Raw genomic sequence first — 19,556 nt, forward strand, 5'->3', positions numbered from 1 at the left:
CCCATGACAATTCTGACGGTTGAAAATCTGACGGTCTGCTTCCCCGGTCGACGCGGCACGATCAACGCCATCGAGGACGTCTCGCTTTCGGTGTCCGCAGGCGAAATCCTCGGCATGGTCGGCGAAAGCGGCGCCGGCAAGTCGATGACGGGCGCTGCCATCATCGGCCTGATCGAACCGCCCGGCCGCATCGCCAAGGGCGAGATCAGGCTCGAGGGTGAGCGCATCGACAACCTGCGCCCCGAAGCCATGCGCCGCCTCCGCGGACGCCGGATCGGCGCGATCTTCCAGGATCCGCTGACGAGCCTCAATCCGGTGCTGACGGTCGGCGAACAGCTGATCGAAACCATCCAGACGCATCTCAGGCTGCCCAGGTCCCAGGCGCGGGAACGGGCAATCGACTGGCTGCGCCGCGTCGGCATTCCCGCGCCCGAGGCCCGGATCGACACCTATCCGCACCAGTATTCGGGCGGCATGCGCCAGCGCGTCGTCATCGCGCTCGCGCTCTGCGCCGAACCGCAATTGGTGATTGCCGACGAGCCCACCACCGCGCTCGACGTGAGCGTCCAGGCCCAGATCATCGCGCTTCTGCGCAAGCTCGCCCGGGAGACCGGGGTGGCGGTCATCCTCGTCACCCACGACATGGGTGTGATCGCGGAGACGGCGGACCGGGTCGCCGTGATGTATGCGGGCCGGATCGTCGAGATCGGCGAGGTTGCCGACGTGCTGACAGCACCGAAACATCCCTATACCAGCGGCCTGATGGCTTCCATTCCGCGGATCGGCGAACGTCCCGAGACGCTTCCGCAGATCGAAGGCGCGATGCCGCGCCCGCACGCCCGCCCCGAGGGCTGCGCGTTTGCCCCGCGCTGTCCGCACCGGATGGAGATCTGCACCCGCGAGCGGCCCGAACCCAGAGGCACACTGACCCGCTCCGTCGCCTGTCACCTGACCGAGGAGGTCCCCGCATGACCGAGCCACTTCTCCAGATATCGGGCCTGAAGAAGAGCTTCGATCTGCCGATGCCCTTCATCAACCGCATGCTCGCGGGCGGCAAGCGCCAATCGGTCCAGGCGGTGGACGGCGTCGACCTGTCGGTCGTGCGTGGAACGACGCTGAGCCTTGTCGGCGAAAGCGGCTGCGGCAAGTCGACCGTCGCCAAGCTTTTGATGGGGCTTGCACGCCCGACCGCGGGCAGCATCCGCTTCGACGGGGCCGAACTGGCAAACGCGCCGGCCGGTTCGCCGCCGGACATCCGGCGACGGATGCAGATGATCTTCCAGGATCCCTATGCCAGCCTCAATCCGCGCTGGCGCGTGGCTCGCATCATCGCCGAGCCGATGAAGCATTTCGGCACCCACCCCGATCCGGTGGAGCGTCGCAAGGAGGTGGACCGGCTGCTCGAATTCGTCGGGCTTTCGGCCGCCGACGGCGAAAAATTCCCGCACGAGTTTTCCGGTGGCCAGCGGCAGCGTATCTCGATCGCCCGGGCGATCTCGACCAAGCCGGAATTCCTCGTCTGCGACGAGCCCACCTCGGCGCTCGATGTATCTGTTCAGGCGCAGATCCTCAACCTGATGCGCGAGCTGCAAAGGGAGCTCGGGCTCACCTATGTGTTCATCAGCCACGACCTGGCGGTGGTGAATTACATCTCCGACCATATCGGGGTGATGTATCTGGGCCGCATCGTGGAACTCGCGCCGGCGGCGGAGATTTTCGCCAATCCGCAGCACCCCTATACCCGGCTCCTGCTCGAAACGGTGCCGGACATCTCGATGGCTCATCGTGACGCCGCCCGCCCCATGGGCGAGGTGCCCAATCCGGTGACGCCGCCCGCCGGTTGCCATTTCAATCCGCGCTGTCCGCTCGCCAACGACCGCTGCCGCGCGGAAACCCCGGCCATGCTGCAACAGGGCCCGGCCCGGGTGCGCTGCCATGCCGTCGAGGAAGGCCGCGCCGGCGCCCCGCAACTCAGAAAGGTCGGATGATGGACTTCGATTTTACCCGCCTGCCCCCGCAGGACCGCTATCGCCTGCTCACAAACTTCGTCGGTCCCCGGCCGATCGCGCTGGTCACCACCCGCTCGGAAGCCGGCCACAACAACGCGGCGCCGATGAGCTTCTTCAACGTCTTCTCGCAGGACCCGCCGATCGTCATCCTCGGCATCCAGACCCGGGCCGACGGCAATGAGAAGGACACCCTGGTCAATATCCGCCGGACCCAGGAATTCTGCGTCAACATGGTCGACATGCCGATCGCCGAGGCGATGATCCTGTGCGGCGTCAATTTCGCCCGCGACGTGGACGAGCCCGCCTTCGCGGGGCTTGAGACGGAAGCCTGCCGCCAGATCGACGCCCGTTACCTTACCTCCACGCCGTGCGCGATGGAATGCCGGGTGGAGCGCATCATCGATTATCCGCGCCGGGCAATCATCCTCGGCGAAGTGGTGGAAATGACCGTTCGCGACGACTGCCTCGACGCTGCCGGACGCTACGTGAACCCGGAGGTCTACCAGCCCGTCGCCCGGCTTCACGCCGACAACTACATCGTCGCCGACCGCCAATTCGAACTGAAGAAACCCGACGGGGCCGCAGCCTGGGAAGCAGCCCAGCTCACTCCGCCGGCGGAGAAGACCACCTAATGCGCATTCACGTCATCAATCCCAATTCCACCGCGTCCATGACCGCCCAGATCGGCCGGGCAGCGACCCGCGCGGCGAGCGCGGGCACCACGATCGACCTCGTCACCGCGACCGGAACGCCCAGCTCGATCGAAGGCTATGCCGACGAAGCCCTGGCCGTGCCGCCGATGCTTGCCGCGATCCGCGCCGCCGAGGCCCGCGGCGCGATGGCCCATGTGATTGCCTGTTTCGACGACCCGGGCCTGAGCGCCGCGCGCGAAGTGGCGGCCACCCCGGTGATCGGCATCTGCCAGGCGGCCCTGCAGGTGGCGGTGACGCTGTCCTCGCGGTTCTCGATCGTCACCACGCTGCCGCGCTCGGTGCCGATCATCGAGGATCTTGCCGACGCCTATGGCGCGGGCCGCCGCTGCCGCCGGGTGCGCGCGATCGATCTTCCGGTGCTGGCGCTGGAGGAGGACATGGACCGCTCCCATGCGCTGATCGCGGCCGAAATTCACGCAGCCCGCCGCGAAGAGGGCGCAGAGGCGGTGGTGCTCGGCTGTGCCGGCATGGCCGAACTCTGCGAACGACTGACACAGGAAACCGGGGTTCCCGTGATCGACGGCGTCACCGCCGCGGTGCGGCAGGCCGAGGCGCTGATCGGCATGGGTTATCGCACCTCCAAGCTCGGCAGCTACGCCTGGCCCAACCACAAGGCGGGCGGCTTTGCCCCGGAGGCTGCATGACCGACCTTCTGATCCGCAACCTGCGCCCCATGGGCGCCGCCCCCACCGATATGCTGATCCGCAACGGACACATCGACACCATCGCCTCCGGGATCGAGGCGCCCGGCGTCGCGGTGGAGGATGCGCACGGCGCCATCGCAGTGCCCGGGCTGGTGGAAGCCCACACCCATATCGACAAGACGCTGATGGGAATGGGCTGGTACGAGAATGCCGTCGGCACCGATCTGCGCGCGATGATCGACAACGAGCGCGCCGAACGCGTGCGGCTCGGCCTCGACCCGGCGCGCCAGTCGATGCGGCATGCCCTGGCGCTGGCCGGCAACGGCATCACCCATATCCGCAGCCATGTCGATGTCGACACCGATAACGGCCTGGCCGCGATTGAAGGCGTGATCGAGACCCGCGCGGCGCTGCGCGATGTCGTTGACATCGAGATCGTGGCCTTTCCCCAGTCCGGCCTGATGATCCGCCCCGGAACGGCGGAGCTTTTGGACAAGGCCATGGAGCTCGGGGCGGACCTTGTGGGCGGGCTCGACCCCTGCGGCATCGACCGCGATCCCAAGGGCCATCTCGACACGATCTTTGGACTTGCCGACAGGCATGGCAAGGGCATCGACATCCACCTGCACGAAGGCGGAGACCTCGGCGCGTTCTCGATGGAACTGATCCTGGAGCGGACGCGCGCGCTGGGGATGAAAGGCAAGGTCGCCATCAGCCACGCCTTCTGCCTCGGCATGCCCGACTGGAACCGCACGGAAGCCCTGCTCTCAGCCCTTGCCGATCAGGACGTGGCCATCCTGACCACCGGCGCGCCTTCGCGTGAAGTGCCGGCGGTGAAGCGGGCGCTTAGCGCCGGAATCCGCATGGGCGCCGGCAGCGACGGTGTGCTCGACACCTGGAATCCGTGGAACCGCCCCGACATGCTGGACCGGGCGCGGATCGTCGCGCTCAAGAACAACATGCGCTCCGACGCGGACCTCGCGCTGGCGCTGGCGGTCTGTTCGACCGGCGGCGCCGAGGTCATGGGCGTGGCCGGACACGGTCTGACGCCGGGATGCAATGCCGACCTGGCCCTGCTACCGGGATCGACGCTTGCCGAAGCCGTCGCCACCGGCGGCCCGGTGCTGCTGACCGTCAAGGCAGGCAAGATCACCGGCCGCGATGGAAAACCGACACGGGAGATGCCCTGATGCTTGATGAGTTGACCCTGGGCGTCCGCCCGGAGGGCCGCACCGCCTTGAAGGCCCGGTTCATCGTTGCCCATCAGGAGGGTGGCCATCGGCTGCTGGAAAACGGCGAGATCGTTATCGAGCGCGACCGCGTTGTCTATGTCGGGCCGCGCTTTGAAGGCGAGGTCGCCCGCCGCATGGACCTCGGCGAAGTGCTCGTCTCGCCGGGCTTCATCGACCTCGATGCGCTCTCGGACCTTGATACCACGACGCTTGGCGCCGATTGCGGGCCGGCCTGGGCCAAGGGCCGGGTCTGGCCGCAAACCTATATCGACCGCGGTCCCTACGAGATGTACGCGCCGGACGAACTCGCCTTCCAGAAGCGGTTCAGCTTCGCGCAGCTGCTCTGCAACGGCGTGACCTCGGCCCTGCCGATCGCCTCGCTGTTCTACCGCGAATGGGGCGAAACCGCAGCCGAGTTCGAGGCGGCGGCAGAGGCCGCGGGCGAACTGGGCCTGCGTGTCTGGCTCGGCCCCGCTTACCGCGCGGGCGGCATGGTCTGCACCGCACCGGGCGTGCTCGAACCCCGGTTTGACGAAGCGCGCGGGCTCAAGGGACTTGACGACGCGCTCGCCTTCATCCGGGCGCAGGCCGGCCGCTTCGAGGGGCTGGTGCAGGGCATGCTGGCACCCGACAGGGTGGAAACCTGCACCGAAACGCTGCTCACGCGCACCATGGATGCCGCGCGCGAGATGGAGATCCCCGTGCGCCTGCACATGGCGCAGGGACAGATGGAGCGCGACACCGTTGAGGCGCTGCATGGAACCACCGCCCCCCGCTGGCTGGCAGGCTTCGGCGCGCTCACCGAACGCCTGATCGCCCCCCACGCCACCTGGGCGGTCGAAGAGGACCTGCGTCTTTACGCCGATCACGGCGTCACCGTCGCCCATTGCCCGCTGGTCTTCGCCCGCTCCGGGACGATGCTGCGGTCTTTCGCCAGGCTCCGGCGCATGGGCGTGAAATTCGGCATGGGCACGGACACCGCGCCCCCCGACATGGTGCTGAACATGGCCGTGGGCGTGATGATGGCGCGCATGGCAGGCGACAGCCTGACCGAGACCGCGCCCGAACACCTCTTTGACGCGGCAACGCTCGGCGGCGCTAAAGCCCTCGGCCGGACGGATCTCGGACGCCTGGAGACCGGCGCCAAGGCCGACATCGCCATCTTCGACATGGCCGATGCGCTGATGGCCCCGCGCGTGGATCCGATTCGCACCCTGGTGCTCGGCGCGACCGGCCGCGTGACAAAGGCCGTCTTCGTCGACGGCCGGCTGTCGATGCGCGACGGCAAGGTCGCCGGTCTCGACTGGGTCGAAGCCCGCGCCCGGGCCCAACGCCAGTTCGACGGGTTGGTGCAGAAATATCCCGAGCGCACCTGGGGCCATCCGCCGGTGGAAGAGATCTTCCCCTCCGCCTATCCGGCGTTTCGCTGACAGAACGGCGGCCCGGAGGGCCGCGGTCGGCCGCGTGCACCCTGCGGCGGTATCGTACAGCAGGGTTCGGATCGCGATCCTTGCAGCGCCGCGCTCAAGGCCAACGCCGAAGCGGGCACCCCCGGACATGCGAAGGCCGCCGCCATGATCACGTCATGGCGGCGGCCTTCGCCCAGGCTCTCAAGTCTCCCCCCTGCCGCTTTGCCCCCGCCTGTCGCTTCCTCGCCGGCGGCGGCTCATTTGGGCGCAGGCACGCGGTTTGGGCTCTGTCTGCCTTTGCGGCTCAGCCCCGTCGGCGGCGCCAGAAGGCCATCAGCGGCGCCTTGATCACACCGAAGGCCATGACCATGAGGACGAGCGTGGTGAAGCTCATCGTCAGCGGCTTGGCGAAGAAGATACCCCAGTCGCCCTGCCCCAGCATGATCGACTGCCGCAGGTAATTCTCGGCCAGCGGCGAGAGCACGAGCGCCAGGATGAACGGACCCGTCGGATAGTCGGCGCGCTTCATCATGTAGCCGATGATCCCGAAGATCGCGGTTACCCAGATCTCGAACAGCCCGTAATTGATTGCAAAGGCCCCGACCAGGCAAAAGGCCAGAACGATGGCGCTGAGATGCTTCTGGATGATCCGCAACGCGTTGACGAAAATCGGGATCAGCATGATGTTGGACAGAAGCAGGAAGAAATTGGCGATCACAAGCCCGGCGATCGTCCCCCAGACGATGTCGGCGGACTGGATCATCAGCATCGGTCCGGGATTGAGTCCGAACATCACCAGCGCACCGAGCATGATGGCCGTCCCGCCGGAGCCCGGAATGCCCAGGGCCAGAAGCGGGATCAGCGAGCCGGGAACGGCCGCATTGTTGGCGGCTTCCGGTGAAGCCAATCCTTCGATCGCGCCCTTGCCGAAACGCTCGGGCGTCTTCGACAGCTTGCGCTCGGTGATATAGGACACGAAGGTGGCGATCGTGGCACCGGCTCCGGGCAAGACGCCGATCATCGTGCCCAGGGTCGAGCCGCGCAGGATCGGCAGTGCGCTTTGGCGCAATTCGCCCCGGTTGGGCACAAATTCGCTGAAGCGGAACCGGGGCTTGCCCATCTCCAGACGAACGCGCTCCTCTATCCCCGCCAGAACTTCGCCGATGCCGTAGAGCCCGATGATGACGGCGACGAAATCAACGCCGTCAATCAGTTCCGGCATGATCACGAAGCGCGCATTGCCGGAGACGTAATCGCTGCCGATCGTGCTGATCAGGATGCCGAAGAAGGTTGCGATGAGTGCCTTGATCGGGTCCGAGCCTGCAAGCACGATGATCATGCTGAGGCCCAGCAGCATCAGCATGAAATATTCGGGCGGCCCCAGGAAGATGGCATATTCAGCAATCACAGGGGCGAACAGCACCAGCACCACAAGGCCGAACAGGCCGCCGATGAAGGAGGCGATCGCCGAGATGCCCAAGGCCAGGCCACCCTTGCCCTGCTGCATCATCGGATAGCCCTCGATCGCGGTCACGATCGCTGGGGCGTCGCCTGGCGTGTTGATCAGGATCGAGGTAAGCCGGCCGCCATACATGGTTCCCATGTAGACGCCGGTGAGCAGGCTCAACCCGGCGACCGGGTCCATCCCGAATGTGAGCGGCATCATCAGCGCAATCCCGGCGGACGGACCGAGCCCCGGCAAGGCGCCGACCACGGTTCCGATCAGCCCGGCGGCAAAAATCATCACCAGATTGGCCGGGGCCGCGAACTGGGCCATGGCCGAAAAGAGTTCGGACAGCGAATCGAGCATCTGCAAACCTATGGAAACTCAAGTGATGGGAAGGCCGAGCCAAACCGAGAAGATCAGGTAGAGGAGAGCCGTGGTGGAGGCGCTGACGAACAGCGAGATCGGCAGCGGATGCCGCGTCACACCCCAGGAAATCAGCAGCAGGATCGCCGCCACCGGACCAAAGACCGAACCGAGGGACATCGATGCGACGCCGAAGCCGATTATGGCAATCGCCAGGGCCAGCCCTGCCAGGTTGGGCGGCAGCTTGCTGCGATCCTCCGCGGCCTCCGCCGGCGTGGCACGCACGAGCCTGATGGCCTGGATCACGCAGCAAACAAGCATCAGGGTGGCGATGACGACAGGAACGAAGCCGGGTCCGAACGAGTACTCGTCGGCAAATTTCAGGTCCTGCGAACCGGCAAGGATGCTGACGGCGAAAGCCGTCAGCAAACCCAAAAAGATCAAATGGATCCCTTTCTCCACCTCAGTCACCCTTTCAGCAGGTTGAGCCGCTCCAGGGTCGAACGGTACAGCTCGTTCGTCTGCTCGAGATAGGAGCCGAAATCATCGGGACTGAGATAGCCCGGCACAATGCCGTTGGGCTCCAGATACTGCGACTTCCAGGCGTCGGTGGCCTGAAGCTTCTCGACCATGTTCGACAGATAGCTCTTCTCTTCTTCAGAGATATCTTTCGCGGCAACCACGCCCCGGAAGACGGCGGCGACGACATCGAAGCCGCTTTCCTTGAACGTGGGCACATCGGGCAGCATCGTCGTCCGCTCATCCGTGGAGATGGCGATGGCCCGCACGCGACCGGCCTCGATGAATTCCTTGATCGCGCCGGGATTGATCATGGCCGCATCGACCTGACCGCTGAGAACCGCCGTCGAGACCTCGCCATCGCCCTGGAACGGGATGAAGTTGAAGGTCTTGTCCATCTTGTCGCCGAGAAGGATCGTCACGATGTTCTCGATCTGGCCACGGCCGCCGCCTGCGATATTGAGAACGCCGTCGGCATTCTTCACGTCGTCAAGCGACTGGATCGGAGACTTGGCCGACACGACCATGATGACCGGGTCGATGCCCAGCCGGGCGATCGGGGTGAAATCCTTGTAGTTCAGCCCGACATCGGTGGTCAGCGGGGTGGTGATGAAGGAGGACGTCGCGGACATCAGATAATGTCCGTCGCCCTTGTGCGAGTTCAGGTAGCCCAGTGACGTGGCGCCGGCCCCGCCGGGCTTGTTGACGACATTGATCTTGGCATCGACGATCTTGTCGGACTGGATGATCTTGGCCATCATCCGCAGCATGGTGTCATGCCCGCCGCCAGGCCCGTAACCGGCGACGAATTCGATACCCCGTCCGCCCGGAAACTCCTGCGCCGCAGCCGGCATGGCAGCCGCGGCCGTCAAGGCTGCCGCCGTCAGCATCGCCTTGAAACTACGTGTAAATACTTGCATCTCTTCCTCCCATTGTGAAGAACCCAGCCACGGCAGTCGCGCCGCAGCCCAACTCAGTCGATAAATTCGCATCCCAGACGATTGAGAGTCTGGTCGATCCAGTCGCCCTGGTATGCCCCTTCAAGCGTGCTTTGAAGCTGCGCCTCCTCGGAGGCATGCTTCTTCTCGGCACGCGTCAGGATCTCGCCCGCGGAAAGGCGGGGAAGCACGATCACGCCGTCCTGGTCGCCGACGACCAGATCTCCTGGATCAACGACCATGGTCCCAAGCGTAATCGGCAGACCGATCTCACCGGGGCCGTCCTTGTAGGGACCGCGGTGGGAAACGCCGCAGGCAAAGACCGGCGTATCCTGCTGGCCAATCGATTCGACATCGCGGATCGCGCCGTGAATGACGACACCGGCGATGCCGGAATGCACGCCGCGCGCCAGCATCAACTCGCCCATGATCGCATTGTCCAGCGCGCCGCCGGCATCGACCACGATCACCTCGCCGGGCCGCACCATCTGCAACGCCTTGTGCAGCATCAAATTGTCGCCGGGGCGAACACTGACGGTCAGGGCGGGGCCGGCCATCACACCTGCGCGGTGCATCGGACGCAAACCGGCCGGCGCCGCGAAGTGACGGGACATCACATCACTGATGTTGGACACCGGGATGCCCTTGGCGCGACGCACCTCGGCTTCGCTTACCCTGTCCCAGTTTGTCTTGACGCGGAATCCTTCGGTCATACCACTTCCTACTCCTGAAGCCCGCCGAGCGCGGCGGCCTTTGCATGAAACTTGGGCGGAACCGGTTTTCCCGCCAGATGATCAATGATCAGCTGCGCCGCCATTGTCGCCATCGCGCGCTCCGCCCCGGGCGTCAGACCTGCAGCATGCGGGGAGACGATCAGGTTCGGTGCAGCCCAGAGTGCCAAATCCGGAGCTGGCGGCTCCTGCTCGAAGCTGTCGATACCGGCTCCGGCGAGCGTGCCGGCGAACAGGGCCTCGGCAAGCGCCTCTTCATCGACGATCCCGCCCCTTGCGGTGTTGACCAGGACGGCTTCCGGCTTCAGCCGCGCCAGAAAGCTCCGGTTGACAAGATGGTGGGTGGCGGGCGTGAGCGGGCAATGCAGGGACACGACATCCGCGTCGGCAAGCATGTCCTCGATGGCGTCCACGACCTTGATGTCGTCGCGGCCCAGCGCCTCGCGCGCCGCCGCATCGCAGCCGGGATCGAAGGCGCTGATTTCCATGCCAAGCCCCCTGGCCAGCGTGGCGACTTCACGTCCGATCTCTCCCAAGCCCACAAGGGCCAGCCGGGCGCCCCTGATATCCCTGCCGACGAAGGAGGACTTCAGCCATTGACCGCCCTTGGTGGCCTTGTCGAGGTGCGGCAAGGACTTGAGCAGCGAAAGCATCAGCGCGATGGCGTGCTCGGCCACCGACCGCGCATTGGCGCCAACGGCACGGTATACCGGAATTCCCAGATCCTCGGCCGCGGCAAGATTGATGTTGTTGACCCCGCTGCCGTGCTTGACGACCACCTTCAGGGCACTCGACGCGGCCATCACCTCGCGGGTGATCCGGCCCTGGGACACCATGATGGCATCGACACGCGCCTCGCGTGCGACGCGGACGACCTCTTCACCGGATGCGTAGGGCGGCGAGAACAGGCACTCGAAGCCGTTTTCATTCAGCATCGTGACGGCTTCCGGGTGAATCCGGGTGCGGGTGACAAGGACCGTTCGGGACATGCAGGCGAATTTCCAATGTATGCAAAAAGCGTTCTAACTTTCATTTTCGTATACTGAACGGATCGGACGCGTCAAGCTTGTTCCGGCAGCAAAAGATATGCTAACCAACCGGGAGTGCGCTTTGGCACAGATTTCCGAGGTGTTGATGGCAAGTTCCAACTCCAAGACAGAGGACTCTCTGGGTGAAGCTGTATACGCAAAGATGCGTGAGCTTCTTCGCAACGGCACACTTGCGCCGGCCGAACGCGTCAGCGAACAAAGCCTGTGCAAGCTGTTCGATGTCAGCCGCACCCCCGCGCGCGAAGCCCTGCAGCGCCTGCTCAGTGAAGGATTCCTGACGACCACCGGCGGCGGACGGATGATCGTCGCCACCATCGACATCGCCCGCGCCGAGGAAATCTACGACATGCGCGAAGCGGTCGAGTGCCTGGCTGCCCGGCTTGCCGCCAAGCGCGCCCAGACGGCAGACCTGATCGAGTTGCGGGCAATCCTTGCCGATCAGGAAAAGGGGCAGGACAACGAGACCGAGTTTCTCGCGATCAACGATCGCTTCCACCGCTGCATCTATCGAATCTCGAACAACCGCTATGTCCAGCATACGGCCGAGATCCTGCGGGTCTCGGCCGAGATGATCCGCGGCGAGACAAAGGGCCGTTACGACTACGACGCCTGGTCGCTCGACGATCATCGCGCGATATATGAGGCGATCGAGAACGGCGACGGCGCGGCGGCGGAAGAAGCAGCACGGCAGCATGTGCGCCGCGGCCGGTTCCAGCGTCTGGCATTGCTGCTTGAACGAACCGACGCGCCTGCCTGAGAAGGCCTCGCGCGGATGACCTAGCCCGCACCGGCGGAGACAGGCCGTCAAGCGATCCGGATTATCCGGTGAACGGATCGCCAGCGAATTGGGGCACCGTCAGCCAGGCCCTTGCTCCGTACCGCAAGCACGTCACACCGCCGCCGGGACCGGCATCCAAACCCAGTCGCCGGTTCCAGCCTGCCCTGAACGTAAGACTGGGCCTGTTCAGGCAAGTCTGATCGTGTTCGAGTCGCCCCTGAGGAACGCCAGGATGCTGAACACCGTGCTCCCCGAGGTACGCGGGTTGACGCTCAAGGGCATCGATGTCGTCTCGAAGCGGAATTCGCCCAGGGCTCCGCGAGAGTCGACCACGTGACGATTGTGGGTTGCATCGGGATCCGCCACCAGCGCGACCTCTGTTTCATCAAACCCGGCCCCCGCCAATGCAATCGTCGCGGCCACATTTGCGTTCTTGGGGAAACACTGGGCGACTTTGCGAGCCGAGCCGGTGAAGAATGTCGTCGGCGTCGTGATCGCATCCAGGTCGATGCAGTCCTCCGCCGGCGTGCCCTTCCAGGCCTTGCTCGGCTTGATGCCGGTGTAGCGGACGGTCTGCTTTCCGGCGGCGCGAGCCGTGGAAAGCGCATCGAGGGCACCGATGGCCCCACTGAGGACATGAATTTCGCTCCGGTTGCGACGCGCCGCGGCCTGGATCGCCCCGCGAAAGTCGTCGTCAGCCAGCGCGCCCGACGACACCAGCGCGAGGCGCCTGCCGCTTTCGACGACATCGACGGCATATTTGCGCAGTGCGGAGTGTCCGGCGGCTTCGACCACCAGCTCCACCTCAGGGTCGATCTGGTCGGTGGAACTGACGAAACGGGCATCTTTCCAGCCATAGCCCGGGGCACCGATGCGTTCGGGTCTCGTGACGATGTTGCTGACGCAAATGTCGTCGCTTGCCTCCAGCACCGACAGCAATGTCTGGGTGATGCTGCCGAAACCTATGATCGCTATTCTCGCCGTCACGTCCTGTCGATCCTCAAATTCTCGGTAAAGATGTCGGAAAGCTCGGTCGCGGCCCTTACCAGCGATGCTTCGAGCTGCTTTGCGTCATGGTCGCGAATGCGGTTGCTCGGACCGACGATCGAGACCGCGTAGATCACGCCGATCTGCGGCAGATGCAAAGGGGCCGCGACCCCCATCAGGCCGCGGTCTATCTCCTCGCGACAATAGGCAACGCCGGATTCGCGAATGGCCCTGTATTCCTTCCTGACGGCATCCGCCGAGGTCAGGGTGAGGTCCGTGAGGGCAGGAAGATCCTGTTTGAGAATGCGATCCCATTCGCTTTCGTCCCTGAAGGCGAATATGGCCTTAGCGGAGGCCGCGGCGTGGGGCGGCATCACCCGCCCGGGATTGACGAAGCCGTGGGCATCCTTTGCCGGCGTCACCAGAACCGCGCTCTCCACCCGGTCGCCCCGGAGAACGGAGAGGAACGCCGATTCCTTGAACTCTTCGGCGAGGCGGTGCAGCACCGTCTGCGACAGCGCGACGATCTGCTGGGGATCAACGGCGCTGCCGAGCAACCGGCGAATGCGGTTGCCCAGAACGTAAACCCTGCGGCCGCGGCCGACGCTGTCGCCGAACTCGCTTTCCACATCGGGGCCGCCCGTGGCGATGCAATCGGCTTTGCTCAGTCCGGCGATCAGGCGGTGTATCGATGCCTTCGGCAGATCGAGTGCGGCCTGAAGATCGCTGAATGTCAGCCCGTCGGGATTGCGCGCGACCAGTTCGATCAGCTGCAACTGGCGCTCGAGAAGATCGCGTCCCTCTGCCGGTTTCTCCGCCAATACCTGTCCCTCCCTCGAATTCGATCATCAAAAACCGCTTGACTACCGGAAACCATCATCACTAGTTTGTTCCAAATTACAATACCAAAGTTCCGTTAAACGAAACTAGCGACGGAAGCAGTTGGTTGAATCGTGGCCAAACAGAGGGAAACCATGACTATGCAGATTTTGAAAAAATTCACGATTGCGCTCGGCGCCGCTGCGGTGGGGGCATGTGCCTTTGCGACAACGGGCATGGCGGAAGACGCTCAGGTGAAACTTCGCCTGTCCCACAATCTTCCCACAAACAACGCGCTGCACTATGGCGTGCTCGAGCCCTGGGCCAAGTCGATCGGCGAAGCTTCCAACGGCTCGATCGCCATCGACATCTTCCCCGCACAGCAGATGGGTCCGGCCAAGGACCACTACAACATGGCGCGCGACGGCATTGTCGACATCGCCTTCTATCTGGTCGGGATCGAACCCGGCCGCTTCCCGATCGTCTCGGCGGCCGAAGTGCCGTTCCTCGTTTCGGCCAATGACCGGGGTTCGCGGGCGCTCTACGAATGGTACAAGCCCTATGCCGAGACGGAAATGTCGGACGTCAAGGTCTGCACCATGTTCTATGACGGCGGCGGCACCATCCATGCGAAGAAGAAGATCGAGCGCCCGGCAGACCTCGCCGGCCTCAAGATCCGCTCTCCCAACGTGATGGCGGCTGAACTCTACCGTCTGGCCGGCGCCTCGCCGATCCAGATGTCCGCCAATGATGCGGCCGAAGCCGTCGAACGCGGCGTCGTCGACGCGCTTTCCTTCCCCTGGAAGCTGGTCCAGGCGCTGGGCGCCGACCGCGTGCTCCACTACCACATGGACACCACGCTTTACTCGCTCGCCACGGCAATCCTCATCAACAAGGGCTCCTACGAGCGCCTGTCGGATGCGCAGAAGGCCGTGATCGACGATCACTGCAATGCGGACTGGTCGGAAAAGCTGCCGGTGGCATGGACCGACTTCGAAAACGAGGGCCGCGCCGTCCTGCTGGAAAAGCCGGAACACGAGGTCTACGAGATTTCGGACGAACAGCTTGCCGAATGGAAAGAGCTCGCCAAGGGTGTGCAGGACAAGTGGAGCGCCGATGTCGCTGCCAAGGGCCTCGACGGCGACAAGGTGTTCGCCGATCTCAAGGCTCTTCTTGAGAAGTACGACGCGGCGCGCTGACGTCGAAACCTGACGATGAGGAGCGCCATATGCGATATCTGAGAGCCTTTCTGGAAGCCGTACCTGCGGTGCTGCTGCTCGCCATGGCGCTTCTCACGTCTGTGTCGGCCGCGACACGCTACCTGATCAACACCCCCATCCCCGACGAGTATGAAATCTCGCGGATGTTGCTCAGCATCGTCATCTGCTGGGGAATGGCCGCGGCATTCTACTACAACGATCACATCCGGCTCGATGTGTTCTGGGGGCGGGCCAGCCCCGCCGCCAAGATGATCCTGTCGAGGATCGGCACGCTTCTCAGCCTCATCATCATCGGCACCTATTCGGTCGCCTTGTGGCTGAAGGTTCTCGACACGATGAGGTCCGGCCTGCTGACGATCGACCTCGGCCTGTCGGTTTGGGGGTTCCAGTTCGCGGCCTGGCTGGGAACCCTGGCCTCGGCTGCCGTGCTTTTGACGCAGACAATCTGGCCGCCCCGTCACTTTATCGAAGAGCAGCCCATCGACCAGGCGCTTTGAGCCGGTCTTTTCCTGCGACCTCACACCTTGAGCGAGACCGTTATGCTGGACACCAATGTCGTGATGTTCCTGGGCTTCGGACTGACTTTGCTTCTGTGCGCACTGCGCGTCCCGATCGGGCTCGCGATGGGCAGCGCGGGCATTCTCGGTTTCGGCCTGCTGACCGGCTTTGAACCGGCCTTCCGGCTGGTTTCACACTCCGTGATCTCCACCTTTTCCGACTACACGATGGGGTTGATTCCGCTGTTCATCCTGATGGGAGCGGTGGCGGTCGCCTCCGGCATCAGCGCCGATCTGTTCAGGGCCGCGCAGCTCTGGTTCGGCGGCTTCCGCGGCGGGCTGGCGGCGGCGACCATCGCCTCCTGCGGCGGGTTTGCGGCCATATGCGGATCCTCCGCCGCCACCGCAGCGACGATGACCCGGCTGGCCCTGCCGGAAATGAAGCGGTATGGCTATTCCGAACGCCTGGCCACCGGGGTTATCGCCGCTGGCGGTACCTTGGGTGTTCTCATCCCGCCCTCGATCGCACTTGCCATCTATGGGCTGCTGACGCAGCAGAGCATCGGTCTGCTTTTCATGGCAGGCGTAGTGCCCGGCATCATCGCCATCGGCTTTTATATGCTGACAGCCCGGCTTTGGCTGGTGCGGAACCCCGACGATGCTCCGGCGGGCATCGCTGCGCCGATGCGCGAGCGGCTCGGCAGCCTCGGCCGGCTCAGCCCGATCCTGCTTCTGTGCCTCGTCGTGATCGGCGGCATTTACGGTGGCTTCTTCACACCGACCGAGGCCGGTGCGGTGGGTGCGACAGGCGCGATCGTCATCGCCTTCTCCATGGGGCAGTTCTCGTTCCAGCGCCTGTTCACCTCGCTCGCCGAAAGCGTGCGAACGGCAGCGGCGATCCTGACGATCCTGGCCGGCGCGCTGCTGTTCGGCTATTTCCTGACGATCACGCAAACGCCCCAGAAGGTCGCCCAAGTGCTGCTGGAAGCCGATCTCGGGGCCTATGGCACGCTGGTCGTGATCCTGTGCGTGATGCTGGTTCTGGGATGCGTGATGGATTCGGCCGCCGTCGTCATCCTGACCGTTCCGATCGTCTATCCGATCATTACCCAGCTCGGCTTCGACCCGATCTGGTTCGGCGTGATCGTGACCATGACCGTCGAGATCGGCATGATCAGCCCGCCCTTCGGGCTGAACGTCTTCGTCATCAAGGGCATCTCCAAGGACACGGACCTCTGGGAAATCTACAAGGGCGTCACTCCCTTCATCATTGCCGACCTTTTGCGCATTGGTGTCATGATCCTGTTTCCCTCGCTGGTCCTGTTCCTCCCCAACCTGCTCCGGTAAGCGGCTGCGCCGTTCATGCGGCACTCCGGTGGCCGCTGCCGGGCGTCAATTCGTGTTTTGTGTCGGGAACGCTCCCGGCATTTCAAGTTCAGGAAGAATATTTTGGCATTTGTAGAGATCGAGAACGGCAGCCTGCATTATGAAGTGAGCGGACAGGGCAAACCCCTGATCCTTATCTCCGGCCTGGGCGGCGTCGGCGAATTCTGGCGTCACCAGGCACACCGCCTCGCCCGCGATTTTCAGGTCGTGCTGCACGATCACCGGGGAACCGGCAGGAGCACCACCCGGACCACCGAATATTCGGTCGAGCTCATGGCCGCCGACGTGCTGGCGCTGATGGATCATCTGGGTATCGAGAAGGCCTCGCTGATCGGTCATTCGACCGGCGGCATCATCGCGCAGACGGTGGCGATCTCCGATCCGGAGCGGGTCGACAATCTGGTGCTGAGCGCCTCGTGGGCGCATGGCGACGCCTATTTCAGAAGCCTGTTCGAGCTTCGCCTGGAAGTGCTCAAAGGTCTCGGCATCGAGGCCTACGAACGGTTCGGGCGGCTGTTTCGCTATCCGCCCTGGTTCTTCGAGGGCAAGCCGGAGGCGCTGCTTCCGGGGGCTGTGGGAGAAAGCGGAAGCGAGGAGGTCATCGCCAGCCGTATCGGCGTCCTTCTGTCGTTCGATTCCCGCGCCAGGCTTTCCCTCATCAAGGCCCGGACCTTGGTCATCGGGGCCGAGGACGATGCGATCACGCCGCGCTATCTCTGGAACGAACTCGCTGGGAAGATCGGGAATGCGGTTCTGGCGACGCTGCCCACGGGCGGGCATTTCTGCCCGCAGACGCAACCCGATCTCTATCACCGTCACCTGATCGAGTTTCTGCTTGCGGAGCCGGCAACGGCTTTGCCCGACGAAATCAAGCAATAGGATAAAGCCATGTGGAAGAGCGACGAACTGCGACAGATGCTGGACGCCGTGGCGCGGTACCGTGACTACGGATCTCTCGATCGCTTGCCGCAATGGGAAGAACGCCTGCGGGTCAACGCGCGCGAGTTGAGCCAGTTTGCGGATATCCCGCATGTCGAGGCCGAGCCGATTTCAACCGCAGCGGCGCCCACGGCTGCCGAAGCGCCGCGGCCAACCGGCGGCAGCGCCCTGGGGGACGGCAAAGCCGAGACGGCTGTCGCCATTGCCGCCGCCGTGCGGCGGGGCGACAGGTCCGTCAGCGACATCGCCGACGCCTATATCGCCCGCGCCGAGGCCGTCGCCGGGATGAACTTCTTCACCACCTTCGATGCCGAGCTGATCCGCAAGGAAGCGCGCACGCTCGACGACCGCGTCGCCAGGGGCGAAGACCTGGGGCCGCTGGCTGGCGTGCCCGTTCCGATCAAGGACTTCATGTTCGTCCGCGGCTATCCGCGCACCGGGGGAACCCGGGCGATGGCGCCGGGCACCGGGCACGACGACGCACCGGCGATTGCGAAGCTGCGTGCGGCGGGCGCCCTGTTCGCCGGCATGACGAACCTGCACGAGCTGGCCTATGGCGCCACAGGCATCAACCCGCATTTCGGTGCGGTCGCCAATCCGGGTCATCCGAGACACATAATCGGTGGGTCGAGTTCCGGTTCGGCCGGTGCCGTGGCGGCAGGCCTTGCGCCTGTCGCGGTCGGCACGGACACCTCCGGATCGATCCGCATCCCCTCTGCCTTTTCCGGCGTGACGGGTTTCAAGCCAAGCTATGACCGCGTCAGCCGCGACGGGGTGATGCCGCTTGCCTGGACGCTCGACCACGTCGGCCAGATCGGCGGAAATGTCCGCGATGTGGCGCTGCTGTTTGCGGTGATGTCCGGTCTGGCGCCGGAAAGCTGCGTGCCTGACGCGAGCTGGAAATCCGGCCGCCTGCGCATCGGAAAGCCCGTCAACCATTTCTACGAGGAAGTCGACACCGAGATCCTCGATCGCCTGGAGCGCCTGGTTTCGGCCCTTGCCGGCGAGGGCCACGAGATCCTGGCTCCCCGCCTGGATGCGGTGGAGAACTGCCTGCCGATCCACGTCCAGACAGTCAGCGCCGAAGCCTCCCAGGCCTACTGGTTGCCGCTTGTCGAAAACCCCGACCTGCTGGGCGAGGATGTGCGCGTGCGGCTGGAAGTGGGCCAGTTTCTCGCAAGCGTCGACTATGTCAAGGCGCAGCGCCTGCGCACGGTGCAGCGGAGCGCGCTGCAGGCCGCGTTCGACAATGTCGATGTGCTGATCACGCCGACGGTGGCGACCGTGGCACCGAAATTAGAGGCGACAAGCGTCTTGATAGATGGCGTCGAGCGGCCAATGCATCCGGCGCTGACCCGCTTCACCACCCCCTTCAACCAGTCCGGCCTCCCCGCCATCACCCTGCCCTGCGGGACCAATTCGGCGGGGCTGCCGATCGGGGTTCAACTGGCAGGCCCCTTCGGAAGCGATGAACGGCTTCTCGCAATCGCCGCAGAAGTCGAACGCATCATCGCCACGCTGTAAGCCATCGCGGCGCCCTATCCCTGTCCCTGGATCGCCCCAAGCGAGATCTCTCTGGGCTTCGGGCCCGGGGATCTCGCCGATGAAGGTATACTGCGACCGTGGCTTGCCATGACGAGCGGCAGCCCCGTCTGCGCTGGCCTCGACTGGCGGACGCTGAACAGGTTGCCGGCACCTTGCAGACAACGACCAAACGCAAAAAGCCCCCGCGGACGGGCTTTTTGCTATCGGACAAAAGCTATTTGCGCCTGAGCGCGTGACGGCATGGAGGCTCATCAGCTCCCCCCGTCATGGCGCCAGGGTAGTGTGCGGAGAGTTCTGCAAAATGGCTGAGATTGGGCGGTCATGGCAGGCT

19 protein-coding genes are annotated in these 19,556 nt (G+C 64.5%); 12 read left to right on the forward strand and 7 right to left on the reverse strand.

The window, feature by feature from the left end; all coding sequences use genetic code 11:
* The first annotated feature begins 3 nt into the window (after positions 1-3).
* From AWJ14_RS02905 to AWJ14_RS02930, 6 genes are read left to right on the forward strand one after another with little or no spacing between them, the layout of a single operon-like run.
* Complete coding sequence (locus AWJ14_RS02905; RefSeq protein ID WP_066174661.1) at positions 4-972, forward strand: ABC transporter ATP-binding protein; 969 nt, start codon at positions 4-6, stop codon at positions 970-972.
* Positions 969-1,988: an ABC transporter ATP-binding protein gene (locus tag AWJ14_RS02910; protein ID WP_066174664.1), complete on the forward strand. Its 1,020-nt coding sequence runs from the start codon at positions 969-971 to the stop codon at positions 1,986-1,988. Before AWJ14_RS02905 ends, AWJ14_RS02910 begins: the two co-directional genes overlap by 4 nt.
* Positions 1,988-2,641, forward strand: coding sequence for a flavin reductase family protein (locus AWJ14_RS02915; RefSeq protein WP_066174856.1), 654 nt, complete (start codon positions 1,988-1,990; stop codon positions 2,639-2,641). Before AWJ14_RS02910 ends, AWJ14_RS02915 begins: the two co-directional genes overlap by 1 nt.
* Positions 2,641-3,366, forward strand: a complete 726-nt coding sequence (locus AWJ14_RS02920; RefSeq protein WP_066174669.1) for an aspartate/glutamate racemase family protein — start codon at positions 2,641-2,643, stop codon at positions 3,364-3,366. The genes AWJ14_RS02915 and AWJ14_RS02920 overlap by 1 nt, the downstream gene beginning before the upstream one ends.
* Positions 3,363-4,556, forward strand: coding sequence for an amidohydrolase family protein (locus AWJ14_RS02925; RefSeq protein WP_066174672.1), 1,194 nt, complete (start codon positions 3,363-3,365; stop codon positions 4,554-4,556). The genes AWJ14_RS02920 and AWJ14_RS02925 overlap by 4 nt, the downstream gene beginning before the upstream one ends.
* The gene (locus AWJ14_RS02930; protein WP_066174675.1) at positions 4,556-6,028 is read left to right on the forward strand and encodes a chlorohydrolase family protein; all 1,473 of its coding nucleotides are present in this window, start codon (positions 4,556-4,558) and stop codon (positions 6,026-6,028) included. The genes AWJ14_RS02925 and AWJ14_RS02930 overlap by 1 nt, the downstream gene beginning before the upstream one ends.
* A gap of 283 nt (positions 6,029-6,311) precedes the next feature.
* Here the strand turns inward: AWJ14_RS02930 and AWJ14_RS02935 are convergent, their stop codons facing one another.
* The 5 genes from AWJ14_RS02935 to AWJ14_RS02955 are packed head-to-tail and all read right to left on the reverse strand — an operon-like array spanning position 6,312 to position 10,994.
* On the reverse strand, positions 6,312-7,817 hold the full coding sequence (locus AWJ14_RS02935; RefSeq protein ID WP_066174857.1) for a tripartite tricarboxylate transporter permease: 1,506 nt from the start codon (positions 7,815-7,817) through the stop codon (positions 6,312-6,314).
* Positions 7,818-7,835: 18 nt separating this feature from the next.
* The gene (locus AWJ14_RS02940; protein WP_066174678.1) at positions 7,836-8,279 is read right to left on the reverse strand and encodes a tripartite tricarboxylate transporter TctB family protein; all 444 of its coding nucleotides are present in this window, start codon (positions 8,277-8,279) and stop codon (positions 7,836-7,838) included.
* 5 nt (positions 8,280-8,284) lie between these two features.
* Positions 8,285-9,256 (reverse strand): tripartite tricarboxylate transporter substrate binding protein, encoded by a 972-nt coding sequence (locus AWJ14_RS02945; protein WP_066174681.1) that lies wholly within the window; start codon positions 9,254-9,256, stop codon positions 8,285-8,287.
* Positions 9,257-9,309: 53 nt separating this feature from the next.
* Positions 9,310-9,987 carry an RraA family protein gene (locus tag AWJ14_RS02950; protein ID WP_066174684.1) on the reverse strand — a complete coding sequence of 226 codons (678 nt, stop codon included), beginning with the start codon at positions 9,985-9,987 and terminating at the stop codon, positions 9,310-9,312.
* An 8-nt stretch (positions 9,988-9,995) separates the two neighbouring features.
* Positions 9,996-10,994 (reverse strand): hydroxyacid dehydrogenase, encoded by a 999-nt coding sequence (locus AWJ14_RS02955; protein WP_066174687.1) that lies wholly within the window; start codon positions 10,992-10,994, stop codon positions 9,996-9,998.
* Positions 10,995-11,139: 145 nt separating this feature from the next.
* Between AWJ14_RS02955 and AWJ14_RS02960 the strand changes: the two genes are divergently transcribed.
* Positions 11,140-11,811 (forward strand): GntR family transcriptional regulator, encoded by a 672-nt coding sequence (locus AWJ14_RS02960; protein WP_280949299.1) that lies wholly within the window; start codon positions 11,140-11,142, stop codon positions 11,809-11,811.
* A gap of 207 nt (positions 11,812-12,018) precedes the next feature.
* Here AWJ14_RS02960 and AWJ14_RS02965 read toward each other — a convergent pair whose 3' ends face one another.
* Together AWJ14_RS02965 and AWJ14_RS02970 are read right to left on the reverse strand one after the other, a co-directional pair.
* Positions 12,019-12,819 (reverse strand): aspartate dehydrogenase, encoded by an 801-nt coding sequence (locus AWJ14_RS02965; protein WP_066174691.1) that lies wholly within the window; start codon positions 12,817-12,819, stop codon positions 12,019-12,021.
* Positions 12,816-13,640 (reverse strand): IclR family transcriptional regulator, encoded by an 825-nt coding sequence (locus AWJ14_RS02970; protein ID WP_066174693.1) that lies wholly within the window; start codon positions 13,638-13,640, stop codon positions 12,816-12,818. Before AWJ14_RS02970 ends, AWJ14_RS02965 begins: the two co-directional genes overlap by 4 nt.
* A gap of 252 nt (positions 13,641-13,892) precedes the next feature.
* On the opposite strand from AWJ14_RS02970, the gene AWJ14_RS02975 reads away from it, so the two are divergent.
* From AWJ14_RS02975 to AWJ14_RS02995, 5 genes are all read left to right on the forward strand, one after another.
* Positions 13,893-14,837, forward strand: a complete 945-nt coding sequence (locus AWJ14_RS02975) for a TRAP transporter substrate-binding protein (RefSeq protein ID WP_245304107.1) — start codon at positions 13,893-13,895, stop codon at positions 14,835-14,837.
* Between the two features lie 29 nt (positions 14,838-14,866).
* Entirely contained in the window at positions 14,867-15,355 is a 489-nt protein-coding gene (locus AWJ14_RS02980; protein WP_066174696.1) for a TRAP transporter small permease, read from the forward strand.
* 42 nt (positions 15,356-15,397) lie between these two features.
* Complete coding sequence (locus AWJ14_RS02985) at positions 15,398-16,702, forward strand: TRAP transporter large permease (RefSeq protein WP_066174698.1); 1,305 nt, start codon at positions 15,398-15,400, stop codon at positions 16,700-16,702.
* 102 nt (positions 16,703-16,804) lie between these two features.
* On the forward strand, positions 16,805-17,620 hold the full coding sequence (locus AWJ14_RS02990; protein WP_066174701.1) for an alpha/beta fold hydrolase: 816 nt from the start codon (positions 16,805-16,807) through the stop codon (positions 17,618-17,620).
* A 9-nt stretch (positions 17,621-17,629) separates the two neighbouring features.
* Positions 17,630-19,204 (forward strand): amidase, encoded by a 1,575-nt coding sequence (locus AWJ14_RS02995; protein WP_066174704.1) that lies wholly within the window; start codon positions 17,630-17,632, stop codon positions 19,202-19,204.
* Positions 19,205-19,556 lie beyond the last annotated feature (352 nt).

The sequence above is a fragment of the Parahoeflea olei genome (assembly GCF_001703635.1).
In the GTDB taxonomy this organism is placed as follows: domain Bacteria; phylum Pseudomonadota; class Alphaproteobacteria; order Rhizobiales; family Rhizobiaceae; genus Hoeflea; species Hoeflea olei.

Coding starts and splice junctions, on each gene's coding strand:
- AWJ14_RS02980 (WP_066174696.1), top strand. CDS start 14,867: ATGCGATATCTGAGAGCCTTTCTGGAAGCCGTACCTGCGGTGCTGCTG.
- AWJ14_RS02920 (WP_066174669.1), top strand. CDS start 2,641: ATGCGCATTCACGTCATCAATCCCAATTCCACCGCGTCCATGACCGCC.
- AWJ14_RS02915 (WP_066174856.1), top strand. CDS start 1,988: ATGGACTTCGATTTTACCCGCCTGCCCCCGCAGGACCGCTATCGCCTG.
- AWJ14_RS02945 (WP_066174681.1), bottom strand. CDS start 9,256: ATGCAAGTATTTACACGTAGTTTCAAGGCGATGCTGACGGCGGCAGCC.
- AWJ14_RS02955 (WP_066174687.1), bottom strand. CDS start 10,994: ATGTCCCGAACGGTCCTTGTCACCCGCACCCGGATTCACCCGGAAGCC.
- AWJ14_RS02935 (WP_066174857.1), bottom strand. CDS start 7,817: ATGCTCGATTCGCTGTCCGAACTCTTTTCGGCCATGGCCCAGTTCGCG.
- AWJ14_RS02930 (WP_066174675.1), top strand. CDS start 4,556: ATGCTTGATGAGTTGACCCTGGGCGTCCGCCCGGAGGGCCGCACCGCC.
- AWJ14_RS02960 (WP_280949299.1), top strand. CDS start 11,140: ATGGCAAGTTCCAACTCCAAGACAGAGGACTCTCTGGGTGAAGCTGTA.
- AWJ14_RS02910 (WP_066174664.1), top strand. CDS start 969: ATGACCGAGCCACTTCTCCAGATATCGGGCCTGAAGAAGAGCTTCGAT.
- AWJ14_RS02950 (WP_066174684.1), bottom strand. CDS start 9,987: ATGACCGAAGGATTCCGCGTCAAGACAAACTGGGACAGGGTAAGCGAA.
- AWJ14_RS02995 (WP_066174704.1), top strand. CDS start 17,630: ATGTGGAAGAGCGACGAACTGCGACAGATGCTGGACGCCGTGGCGCGG.
- AWJ14_RS02985 (WP_066174698.1), top strand. CDS start 15,398: ATGCTGGACACCAATGTCGTGATGTTCCTGGGCTTCGGACTGACTTTG.
- AWJ14_RS02925 (WP_066174672.1), top strand. CDS start 3,363: ATGACCGACCTTCTGATCCGCAACCTGCGCCCCATGGGCGCCGCCCCC.
- AWJ14_RS02905 (WP_066174661.1), top strand. CDS start 4: ATGACAATTCTGACGGTTGAAAATCTGACGGTCTGCTTCCCCGGTCGA.